Consider the following 24,352-nt stretch of genomic DNA (forward strand, 5'->3'; position numbering starts at 1 on the left):
CGACCTTAGGGAGCCTGAGGGTGGTTGTTCAGGTCACACGGGTGCGCGATTTGTCAGCGTGCACCCAACAGGTTTAACTCCGACAGGAGCCAATCCGTGAAAGACTTATTAAAGTTTCTGAAAGCGCAAACTAAGACCGAAGAGTTTGATGCGATCAAGATTGCTCTGGCATCGCCAGACATGATCCGTTCGTGGTCGTTCGGCGAAGTTAAGAAGCCGGAAACCATTAACTACCGTACGTTCAAACCAGAACGTGACGGCCTTTTCTGCGCCCGTATCTTTGGGCCGGTAAAAGACTATGAGTGCCTGTGCGGTAAGTACAAGCGCTTAAAACACCGCGGCGTAATCTGTGAGAAGTGCGGCGTTGAAGTGACCCAGACCAAAGTACGCCGTGAGCGTATGGGCCACATCGAGCTGGCATCACCGACTGCGCACATCTGGTTCCTGAAATCGCTGCCATCCCGCATCGGTTTGTTGCTGGATATGCCGCTGCGTGACATCGAACGTGTACTGTACTTCGAATCCTATGTGGTTATCGAAGGCGGTATGACTAACCTCGAGCGTCGTCAGATCCTGACTGAAGAGCAGTATCTGGATGCGCTGGAAGAGTTCGGTGACGAATTCGACGCCAAGATGGGTGCGGAAGCTATTCAGGCCCTGTTGAAAAACATGGATCTGGAGCAAGAGTGTGAAACTCTGCGTGAAGAGCTGAACGAAACCAACTCCGAAACCAAGCGTAAGAAGCTGACCAAGCGTATCAAGCTGCTGGAAGCGTTCGTACAGTCTGGCAACAAGCCAGAGTGGATGATCCTGACCGTGCTGCCGGTACTGCCGCCGGATCTGCGTCCGCTGGTTCCGTTGGATGGCGGTCGTTTCGCGACTTCAGATCTGAACGATCTGTATCGCCGTGTAATCAACCGTAACAACCGTCTGAAACGCCTGCTGGATCTGGCTGCGCCTGACATCATCGTGCGCAACGAAAAGCGTATGCTGCAAGAAGCGGTAGATGCCTTGCTGGATAACGGCCGTCGCGGTCGTGCGATCACCGGTTCCAACAAGCGTCCTCTGAAATCTTTGGCCGACATGATCAAAGGTAAGCAGGGTCGTTTCCGTCAGAACTTGTTGGGTAAACGTGTTGACTACTCTGGTCGTTCTGTAATCACCGTAGGTCCATACCTGCGTCTGCATCAGTGCGGTCTGCCTAAGAAAATGGCACTGGAGCTGTTCAAACCGTTCATCTACGGCAAGCTGGAGCTGCGTGGCCTGGCCACCACCATCAAAGCCGCCAAGAAAATGGTTGAGCGCGAAGAAGCTGTCGTTTGGGACATCCTGGACGAAGTTATCCGCGAACACCCGGTACTGCTGAACCGTGCACCAACCCTGCACCGTTTGGGTATCCAGGCGTTTGAACCGGTTCTGATCGAAGGTAAAGCTATCCAGCTGCACCCGCTGGTTTGTGCGGCATACAACGCCGACTTCGATGGTGACCAGATGGCAGTACACGTTCCGCTGACGCTTGAAGCTCAGCTGGAAGCGCGTGCGCTGATGATGTCTACCAACAACATCCTGTCACCTGCGAACGGCGAGCCAATCATCGTTCCTTCTCAGGACGTTGTATTGGGTCTGTACTACATGACCCGTGACTGTGTTAACGCCAAAGGCGAAGGCATGGTGTTGAGTGGCCCGAAAGAAGCGGAACGTATTTACCGCGCCGGTCTGGCTTCTCTGCATGCGCGTGTCAAAGTGCGTATCACCGAAGAGATCAAAAACACCGAAGGCGAGTCTGTACACCAGACTTCGATCATCGACACTACCGTAGGTCGTGCCATCCTGTGGATGATCGTACCGCGCGGTCTGCCGTACTCGATCGTTAACCAGCCTTTGGGCAAGAAAGCTATCTCCAAGATGCTGAACACCTGTTACCGCATCCTGGGCCTGAAGCCGACCGTTATCTTTGCTGACCAGATCATGTACACCGGTTTTGCTTACGCTGCCCGTTCAGGCGCGTCAGTAGGTATCGATGACATGGTAATCCCTGCCAAGAAAGCAGAGATCATCGAAGAAGCAGAAACCGAAGTTGCTGAAATCCAGGAGCAGTTCCAGTCTGGTTTGGTGACCGCCGGCGAACGCTACAACAAAGTGATCGATATCTGGGCCGCAGCGAACGAACGTGTTGCCAAGGCGATGATGGAAAACTTGTCTGTTGAAGACGTCGTCAACCGTGACGGTGTTGTTGAACAGCAGGTTTCCTTCAACAGTATCTTTATGATGGCCGACTCCGGTGCGCGTGGTTCTGCAGCACAGATTCGTCAGCTGGCCGGTATGCGTGGCCTGATGGCTAAGCCGGATGGTTCCATCATTGAAACGCCAATCACAGCGAACTTCCGTGAAGGTCTGAACGTACTCCAGTACTTCATCTCCACGCACGGTGCTCGTAAAGGTCTGGCGGATACCGCACTGAAAACGGCTAACTCCGGTTATCTGACCCGTCGTCTGGTTGACGTGGCACAGGATCTGGTGGTTACCGAAGACGACTGTGGTACTCACAACGGCATCCTGATGACTCCGGTTATCGAAGGTGGTGACGTTAAAGAGCCACTGCGCGAACGTGTTCTGGGTCGTGTGACAGCAGAAGATATCATCAAGCCGGGTACGGCTGATATCCTGGTGCCACGTAACACCCTGCTGCACGAGAAGACTTGTGACCTGTTGGAAGAGAACTCTGTCGACAGCGTTAAAGTCCGTTCCGTGGTTAGCTGTGAAACCGATTTTGGTGTGTGTGCAAACTGCTATGGTCGCGACCTGGCACGTGGTCACATCATCAACAAAGGCGAAGCTATCGGCGTTATCGCGGCACAGTCAATCGGTGAGCCGGGTACACAGCTGACGATGCGTACGTTCCACATCGGTGGTGCGGCATCTCGTGCGGCTGCTGAATCCAGCATCCAGGTGAAAAACAAGGGTACTCTGAAGCTGAGCAATGTGAAGTTCGTAATGAACGCCGCAGGCAAGCTGGTGATTACCTCTCGTAACACCGAACTGAAGCTGATCGACGAATTCGGCCGTACTAAAGAGCGCTATAAAGTGCCTTACGGTTCCGTCATGGGCAAAGGCGACGGCATCGAAGTTAACGGCGGCGAAACCGTTGCTAACTGGGATCCGCACACCATGCCAGTTATCACCGAAGTGAGTGGTTTCATCCGCTTCGCTGATATGGTTGACGGCCAGACCATTACCCGCCAGACCGACGAACTGACCGGTTTGTCTTCTCTGGTAGTACTGGACAGCGCAGAGCGTACCGGTAGCGGTAAAGACCTGCGTCCGGCACTGAAAATCGTTGATGCCAAAGGCGACGACGTATTGATCCCAGGTACTGATATGCCTGCTCAATACTTCCTGCCAGGTAAAGCGATTGTACAGCTGGAAGACGGCATTCAGATCGGTGCGGGTGATACCCTGGCGCGTATTCCTCAGGAATCCGGCGGTACCAAGGATATTACCGGTGGTCTGCCACGCGTTGCGGATCTGTTCGAAGCACGTCGTCCGAAAGAGCCGGCAATCCTGGCTGAAATCAGCGGGATTATCTCGTTCGGTAAAGAGACCAAAGGCAAACGTCGCCTGGTAATCTCTCCACTGGACGGCAGCGATGCTTACGAAGAGATGATTCCAAAATGGCGTCAGCTCAACGTGTTCGAAGGCGAAGTTGTGGAGCGTGGTGACGTTGTTTCTGACGGCCCAGAATCTCCGCACGACATTCTGCGTCTGCGTGGTGTGCATGCGGTTACTCGCTACATCACCAACGAAGTGCAGGAAGTTTACCGTCTGCAAGGCGTTAAGATTAACGATAAACACATTGAAGTTATCGTTCGTCAGATGCTGCGTAAAGGGACCATCGTTAGCGCTGGTAGCACCGAGTTCCTGGAAGGCGAGCAGGCTGAAGTGTCACGCGTTAAGATTGCCAACCGTCAGCTTGCTGCTGAAGGCAAAATCGAAGCAACCTTCTCACGCGATCTGCTGGGTATCACCAAGGCTTCCTTGGCGACCGAGTCCTTCATCTCCGCAGCATCGTTCCAGGAAACGACGCGCGTTCTGACCGAAGCGGCTGTTGCCGGTAAGCGTGATGAACTGCGTGGCCTGAAAGAGAACGTCATCGTGGGCCGTCTGATCCCAGCCGGTACCGGTTACGCTTATCATCAGGACCGCATGCGTCGTAAAGCTCAGGGTGAAACGCCAGTTGTTCCGCAGGTGAGCGCGGAAGAAGCAACGGCTAACCTGGCTGAACTGCTGAATGCAGGCAACCTGGGTGGCGGCAACAACGATTAATCGTTGAATGCGCCTTGGGGTTCGGCATTACCGGACTCCGACCAGATAAACCGCTCCTTCGGGGGCGGTTTTTTTTTGCCTTTATGACACCGTTAAACAGTCCAGGGGCAACAAAGCAGATTAGCCGGATATCAACAGCGGGAGGACCCGGAGTCACGCGGGAGGGTAATCCGACGTGATCCGGGAGAGGGTAAGGCGGAGCTGTCGAGGAGGTGACGGCTCCGGCTGGCACCGGGTTTGGCAACCAGCATCGCCACTATAGCGGGGCTGATTTGCCCCGCCAGCCACGTCGCTAGCTTCTGCGCAGCGCTCCCCTGGTTTTTTCAACGACGCTGCAAGGCTTGCAGATTACTGCGGGCTGCGCCCCAGGTATCCGTCCCAGTCTTTCCACACCGGCTGTAAACCGGCGTCGCTGATGGCTTGCGCCACCTGCTGTGGGGTACGGCCATCGTGCGGTTCGAACTGTTCCAGTTCAGGGGCGACATCGTCGGCATAACCGCCAGGCTGGGTTTTGGATCCGGCACTGACGCTGTTGATCGCCACCGGGATCATATGATCGCGGAAGAACGGTGATTCACGCGTCGACAAAGACAGCTCTACATCGGGGGCGAACAGCCGGAAAGCACAGATTAACTGCACCAGTTGCGGCTCGCTCATGATCGACGCCGGTTCGATACCGCCGGCACAGGGACGCAGGCGCGGGAACGAGATGGAATAGCGGCTTTGCCAGTAGGTCTGCTGCAGGTAGAACAGGTGTTCGGCCAACATATAGCAGTCGGTACGCCAACTGTTGGAAAGCCCAATCAGTGCACCAAGACCGATCTTGTCGATCCCGGCGCGACCCAGGCGATCCGGTGTGGCCAGTCGCCAATGAAAATCCTGTTTCTGACCGCGCAGATGATGCTGCAGGTAAGTGGCGGGGTGATAGGTTTCCTGATACACCAACACGCCATCCAATCCCAGCGCTTTCAGTTCGGCGTACTCTTTCTGCTCCAGGGGTTGCACCTCCATCATCAGCGAGCTGAAATGGCGGCGGATCGCTGGAATATGCTGTCGGAAATAGTCCATGCCAACCTTGGTCTGGTGTTCGCCGGTGACCAACAGCAAGTGCTCAAAACCCAGTGCCTTAATTGCCAGACACTCGCGTTCGATCTCGGCGGCATCCAGGGTTTTACGCTTGATGCGATTGCTCATCGAAAAACCGCAGTAGGTACAGTCGTTGGCGCACAGGTTGGACAGGTACAGCGGCACGTAGAAGCTGACCACGTTGCCAAAGCGTTGGCGCGTCAACTGCTGTGCACGCTGTGCCAATGGCTCAAGGTAGGACGCGGCGGCAGGGGAGATCAGCGCCATAAAATCTTCACGCGTCAGTTTTTCCGCATTCAGCGCGTGCTCGACATCACGTGCCGTCTTGCTGTTAATACGCAGCGAGATATCGTCCCAATCCAACTGCTGCCAGCGGCTACTGAAATCATCGGCCATCACAACATCTCCTCGCTCTGGCTGAGAAAAGCGGTCAGCGGGCTGGAGGCTATGGCATTGCGCTGGCTACTGCCCAATCCGGCCTGGCGTGCCAGCTCACCGGCTTCCAGCGCCAGACGAAACGCCCGCGCCATCTGCACCGGATCGCGCGCCACGGCGATAGCGGTATTCACCAGCACCGCATCGGCACCCAGTTCCATAGCCTCTAAGGCATGACTTGGCGCACCAATACCGGCGTCGATCACTACCGGTACCCTGGCTTGCTCGATAATAATCTCGAGAAAGTCGCGGGTGCGCAGCCCACGGTTGGAACCAATAGGCGCACCCAGCGGCATAACCGCGGCGCAGCCTGCTTCCTCCAACCGTTTACACAACACCGGATCGGCACCGCAGTAAGGCAGTACCACAAACCCCTCTTTTACCAGCGTTTCCGCCGCCTTCAGGGTTTCAATCGGGTCCGGCAGCAGGTATTTCACATCGGGATGGATTTCCAGCTTCACCCAGTGGGTGCCAAGCGCTTCACGCGCCAGTCGGGCGGCAAACACCGCTTCTGCGGCGGTCTTCGCACCGGAGGTATTCGGCAGCAGGCGTACGCCCAGCTGTTGCAGCGGCGCCAGAATGGCGTCATTACCGCCACGCAGATCAACACGTTTCATGGCCATGGTGACTAACTGCGAGCCCGAGGCCTGCAGGGCATCCAGCATCAGCGTCGGCGTGGCAAATTTGCCGGTGCCGGTAAACAGGCGTGAGGTAAAAGTGGTATCGGCGATTTGCAGCATGTCAGCCTCCGGCGATCGCTTGAAACAACAGAATGTCATCACCGTCTTGCACCAGGTGGTTAGCCCAGTCGGCGCGCGGGATGATGGTTTGGTTGATAGCCAGCGCGGTGCCCGGCTGGTGGCGCTGCAATTGCTCGAGCAGGGCGGTGACGCTCAGCGGTTGCGCCAGCTCCAGCGGTTGGTCATTAAGCCGGATCTTCATGCTGAGCCTCCGCACGCCGCGCAGCAGCTGGCCTGACTGAGTTGCAAAGTGCTCCAGCTTTGTTGTCTGCCGTCGAACAACCGCAGTTTGCCGCTGAGGGAAGAAGGCAGGCCCGCCAGCATTTTTATCGCCTCCAGCGCTTGCAGCGTGCCAATGACGCCGACCACTGGGCCAAGGACGCCAGCGGTACGGCAATTGCGCTGGGGTTCCGTTTGTTCCGGATACAGACAGGCGTAGCAGCCGTGGACATAGGGAGGTTCTATCACCAGCAACTGACCACTGAAACCTACCGCACTGCCGCTGATCAGCGGTTTACCGGCCTTGATACAGGCGGCGTTTACCGCATGACGGGTTTCCATGTTATCGCTACAGTCTAAAATCAGATCGGCGCGTTCAACGGCCTGCTGCAACACTTCCCCCTGCAAACGCTGCTCCAGTGCGATGGACTCCACCATTGGGTTTAGCGCCTGTAATTGACGCTGTGCCAGGGCGGCTTTGCTTTGGGTTACGTCGGAACTGCGGTACAGGATTTGACGCTGCAGATTAGTGAGGTGCAGTGTATCGTCATCGGCCAGCAACAAGGTACCGACGCCGGCGGCGGCCAGATAGAGCGAGGCGGGGGAGCCTAATCCCCCCAACCCGACGATCAGCGCCGTCGACTGTTTTAGCTTCTCCTGGCCTTCGGGGCCAATGTCCTCCAGCAATAACTGGCGGCTGTAGCGCAGGAACTCTTGATCGTTCAACATGGCATTACTCCTTGCCTTCGATCAGTTGTAGCAGTTGTGCGGTCGCTGCGCGCCAGTCCTCAGCCTGGGTAATGGCGCTGACCACGGCTACGCTGCCGACGCCACAATCCAGCACGGCCGCCACGCGATCGATGCTGATCCCGCCGATCGCCACCGTCGGATAGTCACTCAATCCGGCAATATGACGTTTCAGCTCCACCAGACCCTGAGGGGCGGAAGGCATGTCTTTGGTTTGCGTCGGGAAGATATGCCCCAGTGCAATATAGGAAGGTTTCACCGCAATGGCGCGGGCCAGCTCGCTATCATCATGGGTAGAAACCCCCAAACGCAGCCCGGCGCGGTGAATCGCCGCCAGATCGGTGGTAGCCAAATCCTCCTGGCCGAGATGCACGCCATAGGCACCGTGTTTAATCGCCAGTTGCCAGTAGTCATTGATAAACAATCGGGCATCGTACTGTTTGCCGAGGGCAATGGCCGCGGCAATGTCATCTTCGACCTGCTCATCCGGCCGATCCTTGATGCGCAACTGAATTGTGGTGACGCCTGCTTCCAGCAAGCGGGCAATCCATTCAACGCTGTCGACCACCGGGTATAGCCCCAACTTGTACGGAGTCGCGGGGAAAGGCGTGGTGATATCAGTCATTGCTCAGCTCCTCTTGCAGGTTGCTGGCGCTGTGGTACAGCTCACTACCGCGTGAGCGGAACTCGGCAGACATCTTTTCCATGCCGGTTAGCTGCACTTCTATCGGTTTGGCCGCTTCCTGCGCGGCGGCATAGTCGCGAACTTCTTGCGAAATTTTCATCGAGCAGAATTTTGGCCCGCACATGGAGCAGAAGTGGGCAATTTTGCCGGACTCCTGTGGCAGGGTTTCGTCGTGATAAGCACGTGCGGTGGCCGGATCGAGCGCCAGGTTGAATTGGTCTTCCCAGCGGAATTCGAAGCGCGCCTTGGACATGGCGTTATCGCGGATCTGCGCGCCGGGGTGCCCTTTAGCCAGATCGGCAGCGTGGGCGGCAATCTTGTAGGTGATCAGTCCCTGTTTGACATCCTCTTTGTTCGGCAGGCCGAGGTGCTCCTTCGGCGTGACGTAACACAGCATGGCGCAGCCGAACCAGCCGATCATCGCGGCTCCGATGCCGGAGGTAAAGTGATCATAACCCGGGGCGATATCGGTGGTCAGCGGGCCGAGGGTATAGAACGGCGCTTCGTGACAGTGCTCCAGCTCCTCGGTCATATTGCGGCGGATCATCTGCATCGGTACGTGGCCGGGGCCTTCGATCATCACCTGAACATCATATTCCCAGGCAATTTTGGTCAGTTCACCCAGGGTGTGCAGTTCGGCGAACTGTGCCTCGTCATTGGCGTCCTGAATCGAGCCCGGACGCAGGCCATCGCCGAGGGACAGAGAGACATCATAGGCGGCGCAAATCTCACAGATTTCGCGGAAGTGCTGGTAAAGGAAGTTTTCCTGATGATGCGACAGGCACCACTTGGCCATGATCGAACCGCCGCGGGAGACGATGCCGGTCAGGCGTTTGGCGGTCATCGGCACGTAACGCAGCAGTACACCGGCGTGAATGGTGAAGTAGTCAACACCTTGTTCTGCTTGCTCCAGCAGCGTATCGCGGAACATTTCCCAGGTGAGGTTTTCTGCTACGCCGTTCACCTTTTCCAGAGCCTGATAGATCGGTACCGTACCAATCGGTACCGGACTGTTACGCAGGATCCATTCGCGGGTTTCGTGAATATAGCGGCCGGTAGAAAGATCCATCACCGTATCCGCGCCCCAGCGGGTGGACCACACCAGTTTCTCGACTTCTTCCTCGATCGAAGAGGTCACCGCCGAGTTGCCGATGTTGGCGTTAACCTTCACCAGGAAGTTGCGGCCGATGATCATCGGCTCCGATTCCGGGTGGTTGATATTGGCAGGGATGATGGCGCGGCCGGCGGCCACTTCCTGGCGGACAAATTCCGGCGTGATGTTCTCCGGCAGGTTGGCGCCCCAACTTTGTCCCGGATGCTGGTGGCGTAACACCTCACCGCGGATGCGTTCGCGACCCATGTTTTCGCGGATGGCGATAAACTCCATCTCCGGGGTAATGATACCGACGCGGGCGTAGTGCAACTGGGTGACGCATTTGCCCGGTTGCGCCTTGCGCGGCAACGGCAGATGTTCAAAGCGCAGGTGATCCAGGCCTTCATCGGCCAGGCGCTGCTGGGTAAAACCAGAACTGACGCCCTTGAGGGCTTCGGTGTCACCGCGTTCGGTGATCCAACACGCGCGTAACTTCGCCAAACCGGTGTGCACGTTGAGTTCGGATTGAGGATCGCCGTAAGGACCGGCAGTGTCATACACCGGGATGGCTTCGTTCTGCTCGTACTGCGGGTTGTCCTTCTCACCGCCGATCAGCGTCGGGCTGAGCTGAATTTCACGCATGGGCACCTGCAGATCGCTACGTGAGCCTTGCAGATAGATACGGCGTGAATTGGGGAAGGAGACCCCTTGCAGGGTGTCGATAAACTGCTGGGCTTCTTCGCGTTGCTCTTTACGGGCACGGGGTTTTTTAACGTTAGACATAGCAAGTTCCTACCAGTGTGTTGGGTTGGGAAAGTTGCTTGTCTGGAGCTCGGAGGGAGTAATAATGCTGGCCGGGAAGGCGGGATTATCCCAAATCGGGTCACCTGCCTATGGCGATAGATTACTCTTGTTCCCTTCGCGGGTATTAACCCGATCAGGTTCCGCGGATCCCGAATTAACGGTCTCAGCCTGGCCAATTTGATGAACAAATCAGGCGCTAGGCACTCCGACAAGATGCCCTCCAGTATAGGAGGGATAATAAAATAGACTACAACATTTTAGCGGGCTGGATCCAGTGTCTTGTCCGGCTCCGCCTGTTGCCAAGTTTCAGCCGCCAGTTGGATCAACCTGTCTTCGAGGGTAAAACGTGCTGCCAGCGTTTCACCGATGTCGGACAAAGACTGATGCAATTCCAGACACAGGTCCTGATCGATATCCACTTCGGTATAGCGATCGTGGAAAGCCATGATCTGCTCGGTATTGGCCCACAGCTTGGGATAGATGTTGACCGCCAGAGACATTTTCGGACTGGATGCGCCTTCCACTTGTTTGATAATTCTGTCATAGATATGAAAATGGCCGGCGGAGAGATAATCCACCAGATTATGGCAAAAGTTCTCCAGCGCTTTTTCATTCAGCGGCGTATGCTTTTCTTTGTTCGGTTTGATGCCCACCAGGGCGCAATAGGCGACCAGCAATTGCTTGCGCGCCTGAAGCCATTGATCTACTAATTCATTACTACCACCAACGCGCTGAGTCAGGCTTTCCAAACGGTTGAGCATGTTTGACTCCGTAAGTAATAAAACGTAACAGTAAGTTATTAAAATGTAACAAGGCCGATTTGTAGAGTGCCAGTGAAGCTGAGGTTGTGCAACAACGATATGGAACTTGCATTAACGGGTAATGAAAATGGCTGGTGGATCGTCAGCCATGAAAGCAAACTTTGGTTACCGAACGGTGAATTACCGTGCGGTTCAGCGGCGTCATTCTCCCTGCAGGGGCGGATGGCTCGCGCTATTGGCGAATGGGAAGGGCTGCCGGTCTGGCTGGTGCGCCACGCGATGCCGCAGGAAATGGGCTCGGTGCGCCAACTGCTTGAACTCGATCGCGGGCTGTTCCAGCTCGCCGGGCGTGGCGTACAACTGGCCGATTTTTACCGTTCCCACCGCTACTGCGGCTATTGTGGCCATGAAATGCACCTCAGCCGCACCGAAAGTGCCTGCCTGTGCGGCAACTGCCGGGAGCGTTATTACCCGCAGATCGCACCCTGCGTGATTGTCGCCATTCGGCGTGACGATGAGATCCTGCTGGCGCAGCATGTGCGTCACCGCGGCGGTATTCATACCGTACTGGCCGGTTTTGTCGAAGTCGGCGAAACGCTGGAGCAGGCGGCTGCGCGTGAGGTTATGGAAGAAAGTAATATTGAAATCAAAAACCTGCGTTATGTCACCTCGCAACCCTGGCCATTCCCGCATTCGCTGATGATGGCCTTTATGGCCGATTATCACCGGGGCGAGATCCGCCACGATCCCAAAGAGCTGCTTAACGCCGGTTGGTACCGCTACGATCGGTTGCCACTGCTACCGCCACCCGGCACCGTAGCGCGTCGCCTGATAGAGGACACCGTAGCCTTATGCCGTGAACAATAAATCGCTACAATACCGGCAGATGAATAAGGGAGCCCCATAATGAATGAGTTGAAGAACGATCGTTACCTGCGCGCACTGTTGCGTCAGCCGGTGGATGTGACCCCTGTATGGATGATGCGTCAGGCCGGTCGTTATTTGCCGGAGTACAAGGCTACGCGCGCCGAGGCCGGTGATTTCATGTCGCTGTGCAAGAACGCGGAGCTGGCTTGTGAGGTCACGCTGCAGCCGCTGCGTCGTTTCCCACTGGATGCTGCGATCCTGTTCTCCGATATCCTCACCATTCCCGATGCTATGGGGCTGGGCCTGTATTTCGAAACCGGTGAAGGCCCGCGTTTCTCCTCACCGATCACCAGCTGTGCCGATGTCGACAAGCTGCCGGCGTTCGACCCGGAAGTGGAACTGGGTTATGTGATGAATGCGGTACGCACCATCCGTCGTGAGCTGAAGGGCGAAGTGCCGCTGATTGGTTTTTCTGGCAGCCCGTGGACACTGGCGACCTATATGGTGGAAGGCGGCAGCAGCAAGGCCTTCACCAAGCTGAAAAAAATGATGTACGCCGAGCCGGCGACGTTGCACCTGCTGCTGGATAAGCTGGCGGACAGCGTCATCTTGTACCTTAACGCCCAGATTAAAGCCGGTGCACAATCGGTGATGGTATTCGATACCTGGGGTGGCGTGCTGACCGGTCGTGACTACCGCGAGTTCTCACTGCACTACATGCATAAGATTGTCGACGGTCTGCTACGTGAAAACGACGGCCATCGCGTGCCGGTGACGCTGTTTACCAAAGGTGGCGGTCAGTGGCTGGAGGCGATGGCGGCGACCGGTTGTGACGCGTTAGGCCTCGACTGGACAACCGATATCGGTGATGCACGCCGTCGCGTAGGGGACAAAGTCGCGTTGCAGGGCAATATGGATCCTTCCATGCTGTATGCGTCACCTGAGCGTATCGGCCAGGAAGTGGAAACCATTCTGGCTGGTTTCGGCCACGGCGAAGGGCACGTGTTCAACCTGGGGCATGGTATTCACCTGGACGTGCCGCCGGAGAACGCAGGCGCCTTTGTTGAGGCGGTTCACGCGCAGTCGGGGAAATACCATCGCTAAGGATTGGACGTGATAGATACTCAGGCCCTGCGTACGGAGCAACTGCTTCGCGCCTCTGAAGTCATTCGCCAGGATGATTTTTTGGTCGATCCACCGGCCTTTATCGCCGGTGCCGACGTGGGCTTTGAGCAGGAAGGGGCGGTAACCCGCGCCGCCATCGCCATCCTGCGCTATCCGTCGCTGGAGCTGGTGGAATACCAGGTGGCTCGTGTTAGCACTAACATGCCCTATATCCCTGGTTTTTTATCATTCCGTGAATACCCTGCGTTGCTTGCTGCCTGGGAGCAACTGCATCAGAAACCGGACCTGGTTCTGGTCGATGGTCATGGCATCTCGCATCCGCGACGCCTGGGCGTTGCCAGCCATTTTGGCCTGCTGGTTGACGTACCGACCATCGGCGTAGCCAAAAAGCGCCTGTGCGGTAAATTCGCCCCATTGGACGCAGATGCAGGCGCATTGGCTGCGCTGGAGGACAAAGGCGAGCAGTTGGGTTGGGTATGGCGCAGCAAGGCGCGCTGCAATCCGTTGTTCATCTCCACCGGCCATCGTGTTGGCGCCGACAGTGCGCTCGCCTGGGTACAACGTTGCATGGCGGGTTACCGTTTGCCAGAACCTACACGTTGGGCCGATGCCATCGCCTCGCGCCGCCCGGCCTTCCAGCGCTGGTTACAGCAGCATCCGGAGGTGTCGCAATGACCGATTTCGGGTACACTGCGGCGCAGATAACGCGTAAGAGAGTGAATAATGCTACGTAACCCGATTCATTTACGTCTGGAAAAACTTGAGAGCTGGCAACATTTGACCTTTATGGCCAGTTTGTGCGAGCGTATGTATCCGAATTACCAGATGTTCTGCCTGCAAACCGAGTTCGGCGATCCGGCAATTTATCGCCGCATTCTGGATTTGGTGTGGGAAACGCTGGTGATCAAGGACGCCAAGGTCAACTTTGACAATCAGTTGGAGAAGTTGGAAGAGGCGATCCCCTCGGCAGAAGATTACGATCTTTACGGCGTTTACCCGGCGATTGACGCCTGTATCGCATTAGGGGAACTGATCCATTCGCGACTCAGCGGGGAGACGCTAGAGCACGCCATCGCCATCAGCGAAACGTCAATTCGCACCGTGGCGATGTTGGAAATGACTCAGGCCGGTAAGGAAATGACCGACGATGAGCTCAAGGTTTTGCCTGCGGTAGAGGAAGAATGGGACATCCAATGGGAAATTTTCCGCCTGTTGGCTGACTGCGAAGAGCGTGATTTAGAACTGATCAAAGGGTTACGTTCTGACCTCCGCGAGGCCGCAGTTAGTAATATCGGGATAAATTTAACGCAATAAGGCAAGAAAACGTGATTTAACGCCTGATTTGTCATGCCTTAAGGCTTCACATCCGCACCCTGTCTGGTCTACATTTGGGGGGCGTAAAAAAAGTGGCTATCGGTGCGTGTATGCAGGGAGTGCTGTACATCGGCATATCCGTCGCACTCGATGCTTTGCAAACGATAAACACACTGTAAGGATAACTTATGAACAAGACTCAACTGATTGATGTAATCGCGGACAAGGCTGACCTTTCCAAAGCACAAGCTAAACTGGCTCTGGAATCCACCCTGGCTGCTATTACTGAGTCTCTGAAAGAAGGTGATGCAGTACAATTGGTTGGTTTCGGGACTTTCAAGGTCAACCACCGCAACGAGCGCACTGGTCGCAACCCGCAGACTGGTAAAGAAATCAAAATCGCAGCTGCTAACGTGCCTGCGTTCGTTTCTGGTAAAGCACTGAAAGACGCAGTTAAGTAATACTGCGTGTTGGTGAAAAGATTAAACAGAGGGGCTATAGCGCCCCTTTTGTTTATCCGACAGGCGCTTATGGTCATCGGCATTGCCGGCGGCCTGAGCGCCTGCAGCAGTCATTCTGATCCCCCTGCCTTTACGGCCAGCGGCTATGTAGCCGACCAGGGCGTTATGCGTCTGTGGCGTAAAGATGACGATCGGCATCATCCACTGGTGTTGATGAGCGTCTACAGTCCCTATCGTGGTCCGGGTACCGTCACCACGCTGTACGAATATGAAAACGGCAAGCTGCGTCAGATTAAACGCACTGACGCCGATGGCGATCAAGACTCTATTCAATTGCGCTTTGCCGATGACGGCGGAGTGAGCTTTATGCAGCGCCAATTGGCTACGCGGCGTGAACAACTGACCGCCGATGAAATCGCGCTGTATCAATACCAGGCCCGACGAGTGCTGGAATTAAGCAATGCGCTGCGCGCCGGCAAGGTGAAGCTGCTGCAGGGGCGTTGGCAGCAAGGAGTAGTACAAACCTGCGATGGCCAAACGCTGAAGCCGGAACTGGACAGCAGTGCCGAAGCCTGGATTGCGCGACGCGCCCGCAATAGCAGCCAGCCGGTGAATATAGCCTGGTTGGATGCACCGGAAGGGCGTGAACTGCTGCTGGTGGCGAACGATGATTTTTGCCGCTGGGAACCGAAAGAAGACCAGCTATAAAAAAGGCTCCGCATTGCGGAGCCTGGCTAGCATTTCAGTGTTCAGATCATTTGCCGCGTGCAATCGCACGATAGCCAATATCCTTGCGGCAGAAACTCCCCGGCCACTGAATACCTTCCGCTAATTGATAGGCGCGTTGTTGCGCTTGTGCCACCGTTTCACCCAATGCGGTTACGCACAACACGCGCCCACCGCTGGTGACCACGTCATCGCCCTGCATGCGGGTACCGGCGTGGAACACCTTACCGTCGGCACTTTCCTGCTGTGGCAGGCCCTGAATGACTTCACCGTTGTTGTAATCACCCGGATAACCGCCGGCTGCCAGTACCACGCCCAGCGCAGGACGCTCATCCCACTCGGAGGTTTTCTCTCCCAGTTTGCCTTCTGCACCGGCCAGGCACAGTTCGATCAGATCAGAACGCAGACGCAGCATGATGGGTTGGGTTTCCGGATCGCCAAAGCGACAGTTGAACTCAATCACCTTTGGCTGGCCGTCGGCGGAGATCATCAGCCCGGCGTACAGGAAACCGACGTAGGTGTTACCTTCCGCTGCCATGCCGCGCACGGTTGGCCAGATGACCTGATCCATGGCGCGCTGGTGGATTTCATCGGTAACGACCGGTGCCGGGGAGTAAGCCCCCATGCCGCCGGTGTTTGGGCCGGTATCACCGTCGCCGACGCGCTTGTGATCCTGGCTGGTGGCCATCGGCACCACGTTCTCGCCGTCGACCATCACGATAAAGCTGGCTTCCTCACCTTCAAGGAACTCTTCCACCACGATGCGGTGACCTGCATCGCCAAAGGCGTTACCGGCCAACATGTCCTGTACTGCGTCTTCCGCTTCCTGCAACGTCATGGCGACGATCACGCCCTTGCCGGCGGCCAGGCCGTCGGCCTTGATAACGATGGGGGCACCTTTACTGCGCAGATAGGCCAGCGCCGGCTCAACCTCGGTAAAGTTTTGGTACTCGGCGCTTGGGATGTTATGGCGCGCCAGGAAGTCTTTGGTGAAGGCTTTGGAGCCTTCCAATTGGGCTGCCGCCTGGGATGGGCCAAAGATTTTCAGGCCCGCGGCCTGGAAGGCATCAACCACGCCAATCACCAACGGCGCTTCCGGCCCGACGATGGTGAGATCGATATCATGGCTCTGGGCAAAGGCAAGCAGCGCTGGAATATCGGTAGCAGAGATCGCCACATTCTCCAGATTGCTTTCCAGTGCGGTGCCGGCGTTACCCGGTGCAACGTAGACTTTATCTGCCAACGGCGACTGGGCCGCTTTCCAGGCCAGCGCATGTTCGCGCCCGCCGTTGCCGATAATTAAAATGTTCATTAGGTGCTCCACGCAGAGCGTGCGCCGGAGCGCACGCGGCAAAAGGGATTAATGGCGGAAGTGGCGCATGTCGGTGAAGATCATCGCGATGCCGTGCTCGTTGGCAGCGGCAATCACTTCATCATCGCGGATCGAACCGCCAGGCTGGATCACACAGCTGATACCTACCGCAGCGGCGGCATCGATGCCATCACGGAACGGGAAGAAGGCGTCAGACGCCATGGCGGAGCCTTTGACTTCCAGGCCTTCGTCCGCAGCTTTGATCCCGGCGATCTTGGCGGAGTAAACTCGGCTCATCTGGCCGGCGCCTATGCCGATAGTCATGTTGTCACGCGCATAGACGATGGCGTTGGACTTCACGAACTTGGCAACCTTCCAGCAGAACAGCGCATCACGCAGTTCTTGTGCGGTCGGCTGGCGTTCGGATACCACGCGCAGGTCGCCTTCGCTCACCATGCCCAGATCGCGATCCTGTACCAGCAGGCCGCCGTTGACACGTTTGAAGTCGAGAGCGGCAATACGTTGCTGCCATTGGCCACAGGCCAATACGCGCACGTTCTGCTTGGCCGCCAGCAGGGAGCGAGCCTCCTGGCTGATGCTCGGCGCGATAATCACTTCCACAAACTGGCGGCTGATGATCGCCTGTGCGGTGGCGGCGTCCAGTTCGCGGTTGAAGGCGATAATACCGCCGAAAGCAGAGGTAGGGTCGGTTTGATAGGCTCGCTCATAGGCCGCGAGAACATCATCACCGATCGCCACACCGCACGGGTTGGCGTGCTTGACGATCACACAGGCCGGCTCGGCGAACTCTTTCACACATTCCAGTGCGGCATCGGTATCGGCGATGTTGTTGTAAGACAGCGCTTTGCCTTGCAATTGTTCCGCGGTGGCGACAGAGGCTTCCTGAACGTTCTCTTCTATATAGAAGGCAGCTTGCTGGTGGCTGTTCTCACCGTAGCGCATATCTTGCTTCTTTATATAGTTGAGGTTCAGGGTGCGAGGGAAACGGCCGGCAGGTTGCTCAGTATCACCGTGGTAGGCCGGAACCAGCGCGCCGAAGTAGTTGGCGATCATGCTGTCGTAAGCGGCGGTGTGTTCGAAGGCTTTGATGGCCAGATCGAATCGCGTGGTGTATTGCAGCGAACCGTCGTTGTTATCCATCTCGGTAATGATAGCGGCGTAGTCGCTGCTCTTCACCACGATGGCAACGTCTTTATGGTTCTTGGCGGCGGAGCGCACCATGGTAGGGCCGCCGATGTCGATGTTCTCGACCGCGTCTTCCAGTGAGCAGTTCGGACGCGCCACGGTTTGGGCGAACGGATAAAGGTTTACTACCACCATGTCGATTGGCTTGATGTCATGTTGGTCCATGATGGCATCGTCCTGGCCACGACGGCCCAGAATACCGCCATGTACTTTGGGGTGCAGGGTCTTTACTCGTCCGTCCATCATTTCCGGGAAGCCGGTATAGTCGGAAACTTCGGTAACAGACAGGCCGGCATCTGCCAGCAGGCGGGCAGTGCCACCGGTGGAGAGCAGTTCAACGCCACGCTGGGATAGCGCTTCGGCGAATTCAACGATACCGGCTTTGTCAGAGACGCTGAGCAGGGCCCGGCGGATTGGACGAGGTTGTTGCATGGTTTTATCCCTTGGCTTTGGAGTCGCAATAAAAGAGCGTTACGTGAATTTCCACCTTCTACTCTCTATAAGGAAAGGTTTTTCTCTCTATAAAGGGGTGATCAGGCACAGATTCAGGTAACGCCCCCATAAAAAGGGGAGCGTTTCGTCGCGGGGAATTGTAGCGAAAACGTTTGCGTGGCGCTCGTAAATTTTCCGTGCAAATGACTTCTGTGGATAAGTTTGTGTACAACAAGGTATAAAGCGGGGTTTTGCTGTGGAATGCAGCAAACGATCGTTTTTGTCGAAAATACCTATTGCGGCCTGCTGAGAACTCCCTATAATGCGCCTCCATCGACACGGAACATGTGAACAACTTCACAGAGTCTCCGGGGTTCGAAGAGAAAAAATCCTGAAATTTAGGGGTTGACTCTGAAAGAGGAAAGCGTAGTATACGCCACCTCGAGATAGCAAGCTACGGCGGCTAACTCACTGCTCTTTAACAATTTATCAGACAATCTGTGTGGGCACTCCACAAGACGATATCCAGAACCTTCGGGTTCGAAAAAATATCAAGTCTTGAAGAGTGACCAAGCAATACGTTGTTTCGTTGGCTTGTCCAACAGAATGACTATTACGAAAGTTATTTTCGAGCATCGCTTCACGAGTTGAAGCAAATCAAGCTTTTAATTGAAGAGTTTGATCATGGCTCAGATTGAACGCTGGCGGCAGGCCTAACACATGCAAGTCGAGCGGTAGCACAGGAGAGCTTGCTCTCTGGGTGACGAGCGGCGGACGGGTGAGTAATGTCTGGGAAACTGCCTGATGGAGGGGGATAACTACTGGAAACGGTAGCTAATACCGCATAACGTCTTCGGACCAAAGTGGGGGACCTTCGGGCCTCACGCCATCAGATGTGCCCAGATGGGATTAGCTAGTAGGTGGGGTAATGGCTCACCTAGGCGACGATCCCTAGCTGGTCTGAGAGGATGACCAGCCACACTGGAACTGAGACACGGTCCAGACTCCTACGGGAGGCAGCAGTGGGGAATATTGCACAATGGGCGCAAGCCTGATGCAGCCATGCCGCGTGTGTGAAGAAGGCCTTCGGGTTGTAAAGCACTTTCAGCGAGGAGGAAGGGTAGTGTGTTAATAGCACATTGCATTGACGTTACTCGCAGAAGAAGCACCGGCTAACTCCGTGCCAGCAGCCGCGGTAATACGGAGGGTGCAAGCGTTAATCGGAATTACTGGGCGTAAAGCGCACGCAGGCGGTTTGTTAAGTCAGATGTGAAATCCCCGCGCTTAACGTGGGAACTGCATTTGAAACTGGCAAGCTAGAGTCTTGTAGAGGGGGGTAGAATTCCAGGTGTAGCGGTGAAATGCGTAGAGATCTGGAGGAATACCGGTGGCGAAGGCGGCCCCCTGGACAAAGACTGACGCTCAGGTGCGAAAGCGTGGGGAGCAAACAGGATTAGATACCCTGGTAGTCCACGCTGTAAACGATGTCGACTTGGAGGTTGTGCCCTTGAGGCGTGGCTTCCGGAGCTAACGCGTTAAGTCGACCGCCTGGGGAGTACGGCCGCAAGGTTAAAACTCAAATGAATTGACGGGGGCCCGCACAAGCGGTGGAGCATGTGGTTTAATTCGATGCAACGCGAAGAACCTTACCTACTCTTGACATCCACAGAATTCGGCAGAGATGCCTTAGTGCCTTCGGGAACTGTGAGACAGGTGCTGCATGGCTGTCGTCAGCTCGTGTTGTGAAATGTTGGGTTAAGTCCCGCAACGAGCGCAACCCTTATCCTTTGTTGCCAGCGCGTAATGGCGGGAACTCAAAGGAGACTGCCGGTGATAAACCGGAGGAAGGTGGGGATGACGTCAAGTCATCATGGCCCTTACGAGTAGGGCTACACACGTGCTACAATGGCGTATACAAAGAGAAGCGAACTCGCGAGAGCCAGCGGACCTCATAAAGTACGTCGTAGTCCGGATCGGAGTCTGCAACTCGACTCCGTGAAGTCGGAATCGCTAGTAATCGTAGATCAGAATGCTACGGTGAATACGTTCCCGGGCCTTGTACACACCGCCCGTCACACCATGGGAGTGGGTTGCAAAAGAAGTAGGTAGCTTAACCTTCGGGAGGGCGCTTACCACTTTGTGATTCATGACTGGGGTGAAGTCGTAACAAGGTAACCGTAGGGGAACCTGCGGTTGGATCACCTCCTTACCTAATGATATTGATTCGAGTGAAGTGCTCACACAGATTGTCTGATGAAAAAGTAATGAGCAAAAGCGCTACCTGTTGATGTAATGAGTCTCTGACTCATGCTGATACGAACCGATTAAGACGTTCAGTTTAATCGGATTTTCGTGTCCCCATCGTCTAGAGGCCTAGGACACTGCCCTTTCACGGCTGTAACAGGGGTTCGAATCCCCTTGGGGACGCCATCCGATAATGAGTGAAAGACATTATCACCGGTTCTTGCCGAACCGAAAACATCTTAAAGATGACTTTAACGAGTCGTGTTTAAGATATTGCTCTTTAACAATCTGGAACAAGCTGAAAATTGAAACATGACAGCTGAAACTTACTCCTCCGTAGATGTATTGGAGTAAGGATTAACCTGTCATAGAGTCTCTCAAATGTAGCAGCACGAAGGTGGAAACACTTTTGGGTTGTGAGGTTAAGTGACTAAGCGTACACGGTGGATGCCTAGGCAGTCAGAGGCGATGAAGGGCGTGTTAATCTGCGATAAGCGTCGGTAAGGTGATATAAACCGTTATAACCGGCGATACCCGAATGGGGAAACCCAGTGCAATTCGTTGCACTATCATACGATGAATACATAGTCGTATGAGGCGAACCGGGGGAACTGAAACATCTAAGTACCCCGAGGAAAAGAAATCAACCGAGATTCCCCCAGTAGCGGCGAGCGAACGGGGAGGAGCCCAGAACCTGAATCAGTTCTTGTGTTAGTGGAAGCGTCTGGAAAGTCGCACAGTAAAGGGTGATAGTCCCGTACACTAAAATGCATTAATTGTGAGTTCGATGAGTAGGGCGGGACACGTGACATCCTGTCTGAATATGGGGGGACCATCCTCCAAGGCTAAATACTCCTGACTGACCGATAGTGAACCAGTACCGTGAGGGAAAGGCGAAAAGAACCCCGGCGAGGGGAGTGAAATAGAACCTGAAACCGTGTACGTACAAGCAGTGGGAGCCTACTTTGTTGGGTGACTGCGTACCTTTTGTATAATGGGTCAGCGACTTATATTTTGTAGCAAGGTTAACCGTATAGGGGAGCCGTAGGGAAACCGAGTCTTAACTGGGCGAATAGTTGCAAGGTATAGACCCGAAACCCGGTGATCTAGCCATGGGCAGGTTGAAGGTTGGGTAACACTAACTGGAGGACCGAACCGACTAATGTTGAAAAATTAGCGGATGACTTGTGGCTGGGGGTGAAAGGCCAATCAAACCGGGAGATAGCTGGTTCTCCCCGAAAGCTATTTAGGTAGCGCCTCGTGAACTCATCTTCGGGGGTAGAGCACTGTTTCGGCTAGGGGGCCATCCCGGCTTACCAAACCGATGCAAACTCCGAATACCGAAGAATGTTATCACGGGAGACACACGGCGGGTGCTAACGTCCGTCGTGAAGAGGGAAACAACCCAGACCGCCAGCTAAGGTCCCAAAGTCATGGTTAAGTGGGAAACGATGTGGGAAGGCATAGACAGCCAGGATGTTGGCTTAGAAGCAGCCATCATTTAAAGAAAGCGTAATAGCTCACTGGTCGAGTCGGCCTGCGCGGAAGATGTAACGGGGCTAAACCATGCACCGAAGCTGCGGCAGCGACGCTTAGGCGTTGTTGGGTAGGGGAGCGTTCTGTAAGCCGTTGAAGGTGGCCTGTGAGGGTTGCTGGAGGTATCAGAAGTGCGAATGCTGACATAAGTAACGATAAAGCGGGTGAAAAACCCGCTCGCCGGAAGACCAAGGGTTCCTGTCCAACGTTAATCGGGGCAGGGTGAGTCGACCCCTAAGGCGAGGCCGAAAGGCGTAGTCGATGGGAAACAGGTTAATATTCCTGTACTCGGTGTTACTGCGAAGGGGGGACGGAGAAGGCTAGGCTAGCCGGGCGACGGTTGTCCCGGTTTAAGCGTGTAGGGGGAGTGACTTGGTAAATCCGGTTACTTATCTAACCCTGAGGCGTGATGACGATGCACTACGGTGCAGAAGTAGTTGATGCCAAGCTTCCAGGAAAAGCCTCTAAGCATCAGGTAACATCAAATCGTACCCCAAACCGACACAGGTGGTCAGGTAGAGAATACCAAGGCGCTTGAGAGAACTCGGGTGAAGGAACTAGGCAAAATGGTGCCGTAACTTCGGGAGAAGGCACGCTGGCGCGTAGGTGAAGAGACTTGCTCTCGGAGCTGAAGCCAGTCGCAGATACCAGCTGGCTGCAACTGTTTAATAAAAACACAGCACTGTGCAAACACGAAAGTGGACGTATACGGTGTGACGCCTGCCCGGTGCTGGAAGGTTAATTGATGGGGTCAGCCGCAAGGCGAAGCTCTTGATCGAAGCCCCAGTAAACGGCGGCCGTAACTATAACGGTCCTAAGGTAGCGAAATTCCTTGTCGGGTAAGTTCCGACCTGCACGAATGGCGTAATGATGGCCAGGCTGTCTCCACCCGAGACTCAGTGAAATTGAACTCGCTGTGAAGATGCAGTGTACCCGCGGCAAGACGGAAAGACCCCGTGAACCTTTACTATAGCTTGACACTGAACATTGAGCCTTGATGTGTAGGATAGGTGGGAGGCTTTGAAGCGTGGACGCCAGTCTGCGTGGAGCCAACCTTGAAATACCACCCTTTAATGTTTGATGTTCTAACTCGGCCCCATAATCTGGGGTGAGGACAGTGTCTGGTGGGTAGTTTGACTGGGGCGGTCTCCTCCCAAAGAGTAACGGAGGAGCACGAAGGTTAGCTAATCACGGTCGGACATCGTGAGGTTAGTGCAAAGGCATAAGCTAGCTTGACTGCGAGAGTGACGGCTCGAGCAGGTACGAAAGTAGGTCTTAGTGATCCGGTGGTTCTGAATGGAAGGGCCATCGCTCAACGGATAAAAGGTACTCCGGGGATAACAGGCTGATACCGCCCAAGAGTTCATATCGACGGCGGTGTTTGGCACCTCGATGTCGGCTCATCACATCCTGGGGCTGAAGTAGGTCCCAAGGGTATGGCTGTTCGCCATTTAAAGTGGTACGCGAGCTGGGTTTAGAACGTCGTGAGACAGTTCGGTCCCTATCTGCCGTGGGCGTTGGAAGATTGAGAGGGGTTGCTCCTAGTACGAGAGGACCGGAGTGAACGCACCACTGGTGTTCGGGTTGTCATGCCAATGGCATTGCCCGGTAGCTAAGTGCGGAAAAGATAAGCGCTGAAAGCATCTAAGCGCGAAACTTGCCTCGAGATGAGTCTTCCCTGGGGACTTGATCCCCCTGAAGGAACGTTTAAGACTAAGACGTTGATAGGCTGGGTGTGTAAGTGCAGCGATGCATTGAGCTAACCAGTACTAATGATCCGTGAGACTTAACCTTACAACACCAAAAGTGTTTTAGAGAGACAGATTTTCAGCGAATGTTCCGAGATTGGTTCTGATGGCTACGGGTAGTAGCGGTTGGAATGAAACAGAATTTGCCTGGCGGCAATAGCGCGGTGGTCCCACCTGATCCCATGCCGAACTCAGAAGTGAAACGCCGTAGCGCCGATGGTAGTGTGGGGTCTCCCCATGCGAGAGTAGGACACTGCCAGGCATTAATTAAAGTCGAAAGCCTCATGCGAAAGCATGAGGCTTTTTGCTGTGTGCACAATAAAGAATTGCCGCCATTCCTCTCAATTTTCACCCCAGTCTTCAATGTGCATCACATAAATCACGCTATATTCTTCGCCCGCTATTTCTGAGATATCCCTTCTAATATATAAACCTGGTTGTATGATTTATCACACGACATGGATAAATTTTCGTCTTAATACCCTCAT

General features: G+C 55.1%; 16 protein-coding genes, 1 tRNA gene, 3 rRNA genes and 1 riboswitch. Of the genes, 11 read left to right on the forward strand and 9 right to left on the reverse strand.

Annotation, left to right across the window (positions count from 1 at the left end; translation table 11 throughout):
* Window positions 1-96: 96 nt before the first annotated feature.
* Window positions 97-4,323, forward strand: a complete 4,227-nt coding sequence (gene rpoC, locus QOT07_RS01335; protein ID WP_099064212.1) for a DNA-directed RNA polymerase subunit beta' — start codon at window positions 97-99, stop codon at window positions 4,321-4,323.
* Window positions 4,324-4,671: 348 nt separating this feature from the next.
* Here rpoC and thiH read toward each other — a convergent pair whose 3' ends face one another.
* The 7 genes from thiH to rsd form a co-directional block, all read right to left on the reverse strand.
* Window positions 4,672-5,805, reverse strand: a complete 1,134-nt coding sequence (thiH, locus tag QOT07_RS01340; RefSeq protein ID WP_207980139.1) for a 2-iminoacetate synthase ThiH — start codon at window positions 5,803-5,805, stop codon at window positions 4,672-4,674.
* On the reverse strand, window positions 5,805-6,584 hold the full coding sequence (locus tag QOT07_RS01345) for a thiazole synthase (RefSeq protein WP_099064210.1): 780 nt from the start codon (window positions 6,582-6,584) through the stop codon (window positions 5,805-5,807). The genes thiH and QOT07_RS01345 overlap by 1 nt, the downstream gene beginning before the upstream one ends.
* A 1-nt stretch (window position 6,585) precedes the next feature.
* Window positions 6,586-6,786: a sulfur carrier protein ThiS gene (thiS, locus tag QOT07_RS01350; protein ID WP_085118477.1), complete on the reverse strand. Its 201-nt coding sequence runs from the start codon at window positions 6,784-6,786 to the stop codon at window positions 6,586-6,588.
* Window positions 6,783-7,532, reverse strand: coding sequence for a HesA/MoeB/ThiF family protein (locus QOT07_RS01355; RefSeq protein ID WP_207980135.1), 750 nt, complete (start codon window positions 7,530-7,532; stop codon window positions 6,783-6,785). The genes thiS and QOT07_RS01355 overlap by 4 nt, the downstream gene beginning before the upstream one ends.
* Window positions 7,533-7,536: 4 nt before the next feature.
* Complete coding sequence (gene thiE / locus QOT07_RS01360; RefSeq protein WP_283602437.1) at window positions 7,537-8,175, reverse strand: thiamine phosphate synthase; 639 nt, start codon at window positions 8,173-8,175, stop codon at window positions 7,537-7,539.
* Window positions 8,168-10,111, reverse strand: coding sequence for a phosphomethylpyrimidine synthase ThiC (gene thiC, locus QOT07_RS01365; RefSeq protein ID WP_283602438.1), 1,944 nt, complete (start codon window positions 10,109-10,111; stop codon window positions 8,168-8,170). The genes thiE and thiC overlap by 8 nt, the downstream gene beginning before the upstream one ends.
* 114 nt (window positions 10,112-10,225) lie before the next feature.
* Window positions 10,226-10,350: riboswitch (TPP riboswitch) on the reverse strand.
* A 39-nt stretch (window positions 10,351-10,389) separates the two neighbouring features.
* Window positions 10,390-10,893 (reverse strand): sigma D regulator, encoded by a 504-nt coding sequence (rsd, locus tag QOT07_RS01370; RefSeq protein ID WP_085118484.1) that lies wholly within the window; start codon window positions 10,891-10,893, stop codon window positions 10,390-10,392.
* A 99-nt stretch (window positions 10,894-10,992) separates the two neighbouring features.
* Between rsd and nudC the strand changes: the two genes are divergently transcribed.
* The 6 genes from nudC (at window position 10,993) to QOT07_RS01400 (ending at window position 15,368) form a co-directional block, all read left to right on the forward strand.
* Window positions 10,993-11,760: an NAD(+) diphosphatase gene (nudC, locus tag QOT07_RS01375; RefSeq protein WP_099064204.1), complete on the forward strand. Its 768-nt coding sequence runs from the start codon at window positions 10,993-10,995 to the stop codon at window positions 11,758-11,760.
* A 39-nt stretch (window positions 11,761-11,799) separates the two neighbouring features.
* The gene (hemE, locus tag QOT07_RS01380; RefSeq protein ID WP_283602439.1) at window positions 11,800-12,864 is read left to right on the forward strand and encodes a uroporphyrinogen decarboxylase; all 1,065 of its coding nucleotides are present in this window, start codon (window positions 11,800-11,802) and stop codon (window positions 12,862-12,864) included.
* 9 nt (window positions 12,865-12,873) lie between these two features.
* Window positions 12,874-13,560, forward strand: a complete 687-nt coding sequence (gene nfi / locus QOT07_RS01385) for a deoxyribonuclease V (protein WP_283602440.1) — start codon at window positions 12,874-12,876, stop codon at window positions 13,558-13,560.
* A gap of 48 nt (window positions 13,561-13,608) precedes the next feature.
* Window positions 13,609-14,199: a YjaG family protein gene (locus tag QOT07_RS01390; RefSeq protein WP_099064201.1), complete on the forward strand. Its 591-nt coding sequence runs from the start codon at window positions 13,609-13,611 to the stop codon at window positions 14,197-14,199.
* Window positions 14,200-14,387: 188 nt separating this feature from the next.
* Window positions 14,388-14,660, forward strand: a complete 273-nt coding sequence (hupA, locus tag QOT07_RS01395) for a nucleoid-associated protein HU-alpha (protein WP_012004757.1) — start codon at window positions 14,388-14,390, stop codon at window positions 14,658-14,660.
* 69 nt (window positions 14,661-14,729) lie between these two features.
* The gene (locus QOT07_RS01400) at window positions 14,730-15,368 is read left to right on the forward strand and encodes a DUF1481 domain-containing protein (RefSeq protein ID WP_221344852.1); all 639 of its coding nucleotides are present in this window, start codon (window positions 14,730-14,732) and stop codon (window positions 15,366-15,368) included.
* Between the two features lie 46 nt (window positions 15,369-15,414).
* Here the strand turns inward: QOT07_RS01400 and purD are convergent, their stop codons facing one another.
* Together purD and purH are read right to left on the reverse strand one after the other, a co-directional pair.
* Window positions 15,415-16,698: a phosphoribosylamine--glycine ligase gene (purD, locus tag QOT07_RS01405; RefSeq protein ID WP_261418169.1), complete on the reverse strand. Its 1,284-nt coding sequence runs from the start codon at window positions 16,696-16,698 to the stop codon at window positions 15,415-15,417.
* Window positions 16,699-16,746: 48 nt separating this feature from the next.
* Window positions 16,747-18,336, reverse strand: coding sequence for a bifunctional phosphoribosylaminoimidazolecarboxamide formyltransferase/IMP cyclohydrolase (gene purH / locus QOT07_RS01410; RefSeq protein ID WP_283602441.1), 1,590 nt, complete (start codon window positions 18,334-18,336; stop codon window positions 16,747-16,749).
* Between the two features lie 666 nt (window positions 18,337-19,002).
* Here purH and QOT07_RS01415 point away from each other — a divergent pair.
* The 4 genes from QOT07_RS01415 to rrf all read left to right on the forward strand — a co-directional run bounded on the left by QOT07_RS01415 (window position 19,003) and on the right by rrf (window position 24,126).
* Window positions 19,003-20,545 (forward strand): 16S ribosomal RNA (locus tag QOT07_RS01415).
* Window positions 20,546-20,690: 145 nt separating this feature from the next.
* Window positions 20,691-20,766 (forward strand) — tRNA-Glu (locus QOT07_RS01420).
* A gap of 234 nt (window positions 20,767-21,000) precedes the next feature.
* A 23S ribosomal RNA gene (locus QOT07_RS01425) occupies window positions 21,001-23,910 on the forward strand.
* Window positions 23,911-24,010: 100 nt separating this feature from the next.
* Window positions 24,011-24,126, forward strand: a 5S ribosomal RNA gene (gene rrf / locus QOT07_RS01430).
* Together the 16S, 23S and 5S rRNA genes with 1 tRNA gene alongside form the textbook arrangement of a ribosomal RNA operon.
* Window positions 24,127-24,352 lie beyond the last annotated feature (226 nt).

Source organism: Serratia proteamaculans (genome assembly GCF_949794035.1).
Lineage (GTDB): Bacteria > Pseudomonadota > Gammaproteobacteria > Enterobacterales > Enterobacteriaceae > Serratia > Serratia proteamaculans.

Excerpts from the sequence above, each read along its gene's own strand:
- thiH (WP_207980139.1), bottom strand. The coding sequence starts at position 5,805 with ATGGCCGATGATTTCAGTAGCCGCTGGCAGCAGTTGGATTGGGACGAT.
- QOT07_RS01345 (WP_099064210.1), bottom strand. The coding sequence starts at position 6,584 with ATGCTGCAAATCGCCGATACCACTTTTACCTCACGCCTGTTTACCGGC.
- thiS (WP_085118477.1), bottom strand. The coding sequence starts at position 6,786 with ATGAAGATCCGGCTTAATGACCAACCGCTGGAGCTGGCGCAACCGCTG.
- QOT07_RS01355 (WP_207980135.1), bottom strand. The coding sequence starts at position 7,532 with ATGTTGAACGATCAAGAGTTCCTGCGCTACAGCCGCCAGTTATTGCTG.
- thiE (WP_283602437.1), bottom strand. The coding sequence starts at position 8,175 with ATGACTGATATCACCACGCCTTTCCCCGCGACTCCGTACAAGTTGGGG.
- thiC (WP_283602438.1), bottom strand. The coding sequence starts at position 10,111 with ATGTCTAACGTTAAAAAACCCCGTGCCCGTAAAGAGCAACGCGAAGAA.
- rsd (WP_085118484.1), bottom strand. The coding sequence starts at position 10,893 with ATGCTCAACCGTTTGGAAAGCCTGACTCAGCGCGTTGGTGGTAGTAAT.
- nudC (WP_099064204.1), top strand. The coding sequence starts at position 10,993 with ATGGAACTTGCATTAACGGGTAATGAAAATGGCTGGTGGATCGTCAGC.
- hemE (WP_283602439.1), top strand. The coding sequence starts at position 11,800 with ATGAATGAGTTGAAGAACGATCGTTACCTGCGCGCACTGTTGCGTCAG.
- QOT07_RS01390 (WP_099064201.1), top strand. The coding sequence starts at position 13,609 with ATGCTACGTAACCCGATTCATTTACGTCTGGAAAAACTTGAGAGCTGG.
- hupA (WP_012004757.1), top strand. The coding sequence starts at position 14,388 with ATGAACAAGACTCAACTGATTGATGTAATCGCGGACAAGGCTGACCTT.
- QOT07_RS01400 (WP_221344852.1), top strand. The coding sequence starts at position 14,730 with ATGGTCATCGGCATTGCCGGCGGCCTGAGCGCCTGCAGCAGTCATTCT.
- purD (WP_261418169.1), bottom strand. The coding sequence starts at position 16,698 with ATGAACATTTTAATTATCGGCAACGGCGGGCGCGAACATGCGCTGGCC.
- purH (WP_283602441.1), bottom strand. The coding sequence starts at position 18,336 with ATGCAACAACCTCGTCCAATCCGCCGGGCCCTGCTCAGCGTCTCTGAC.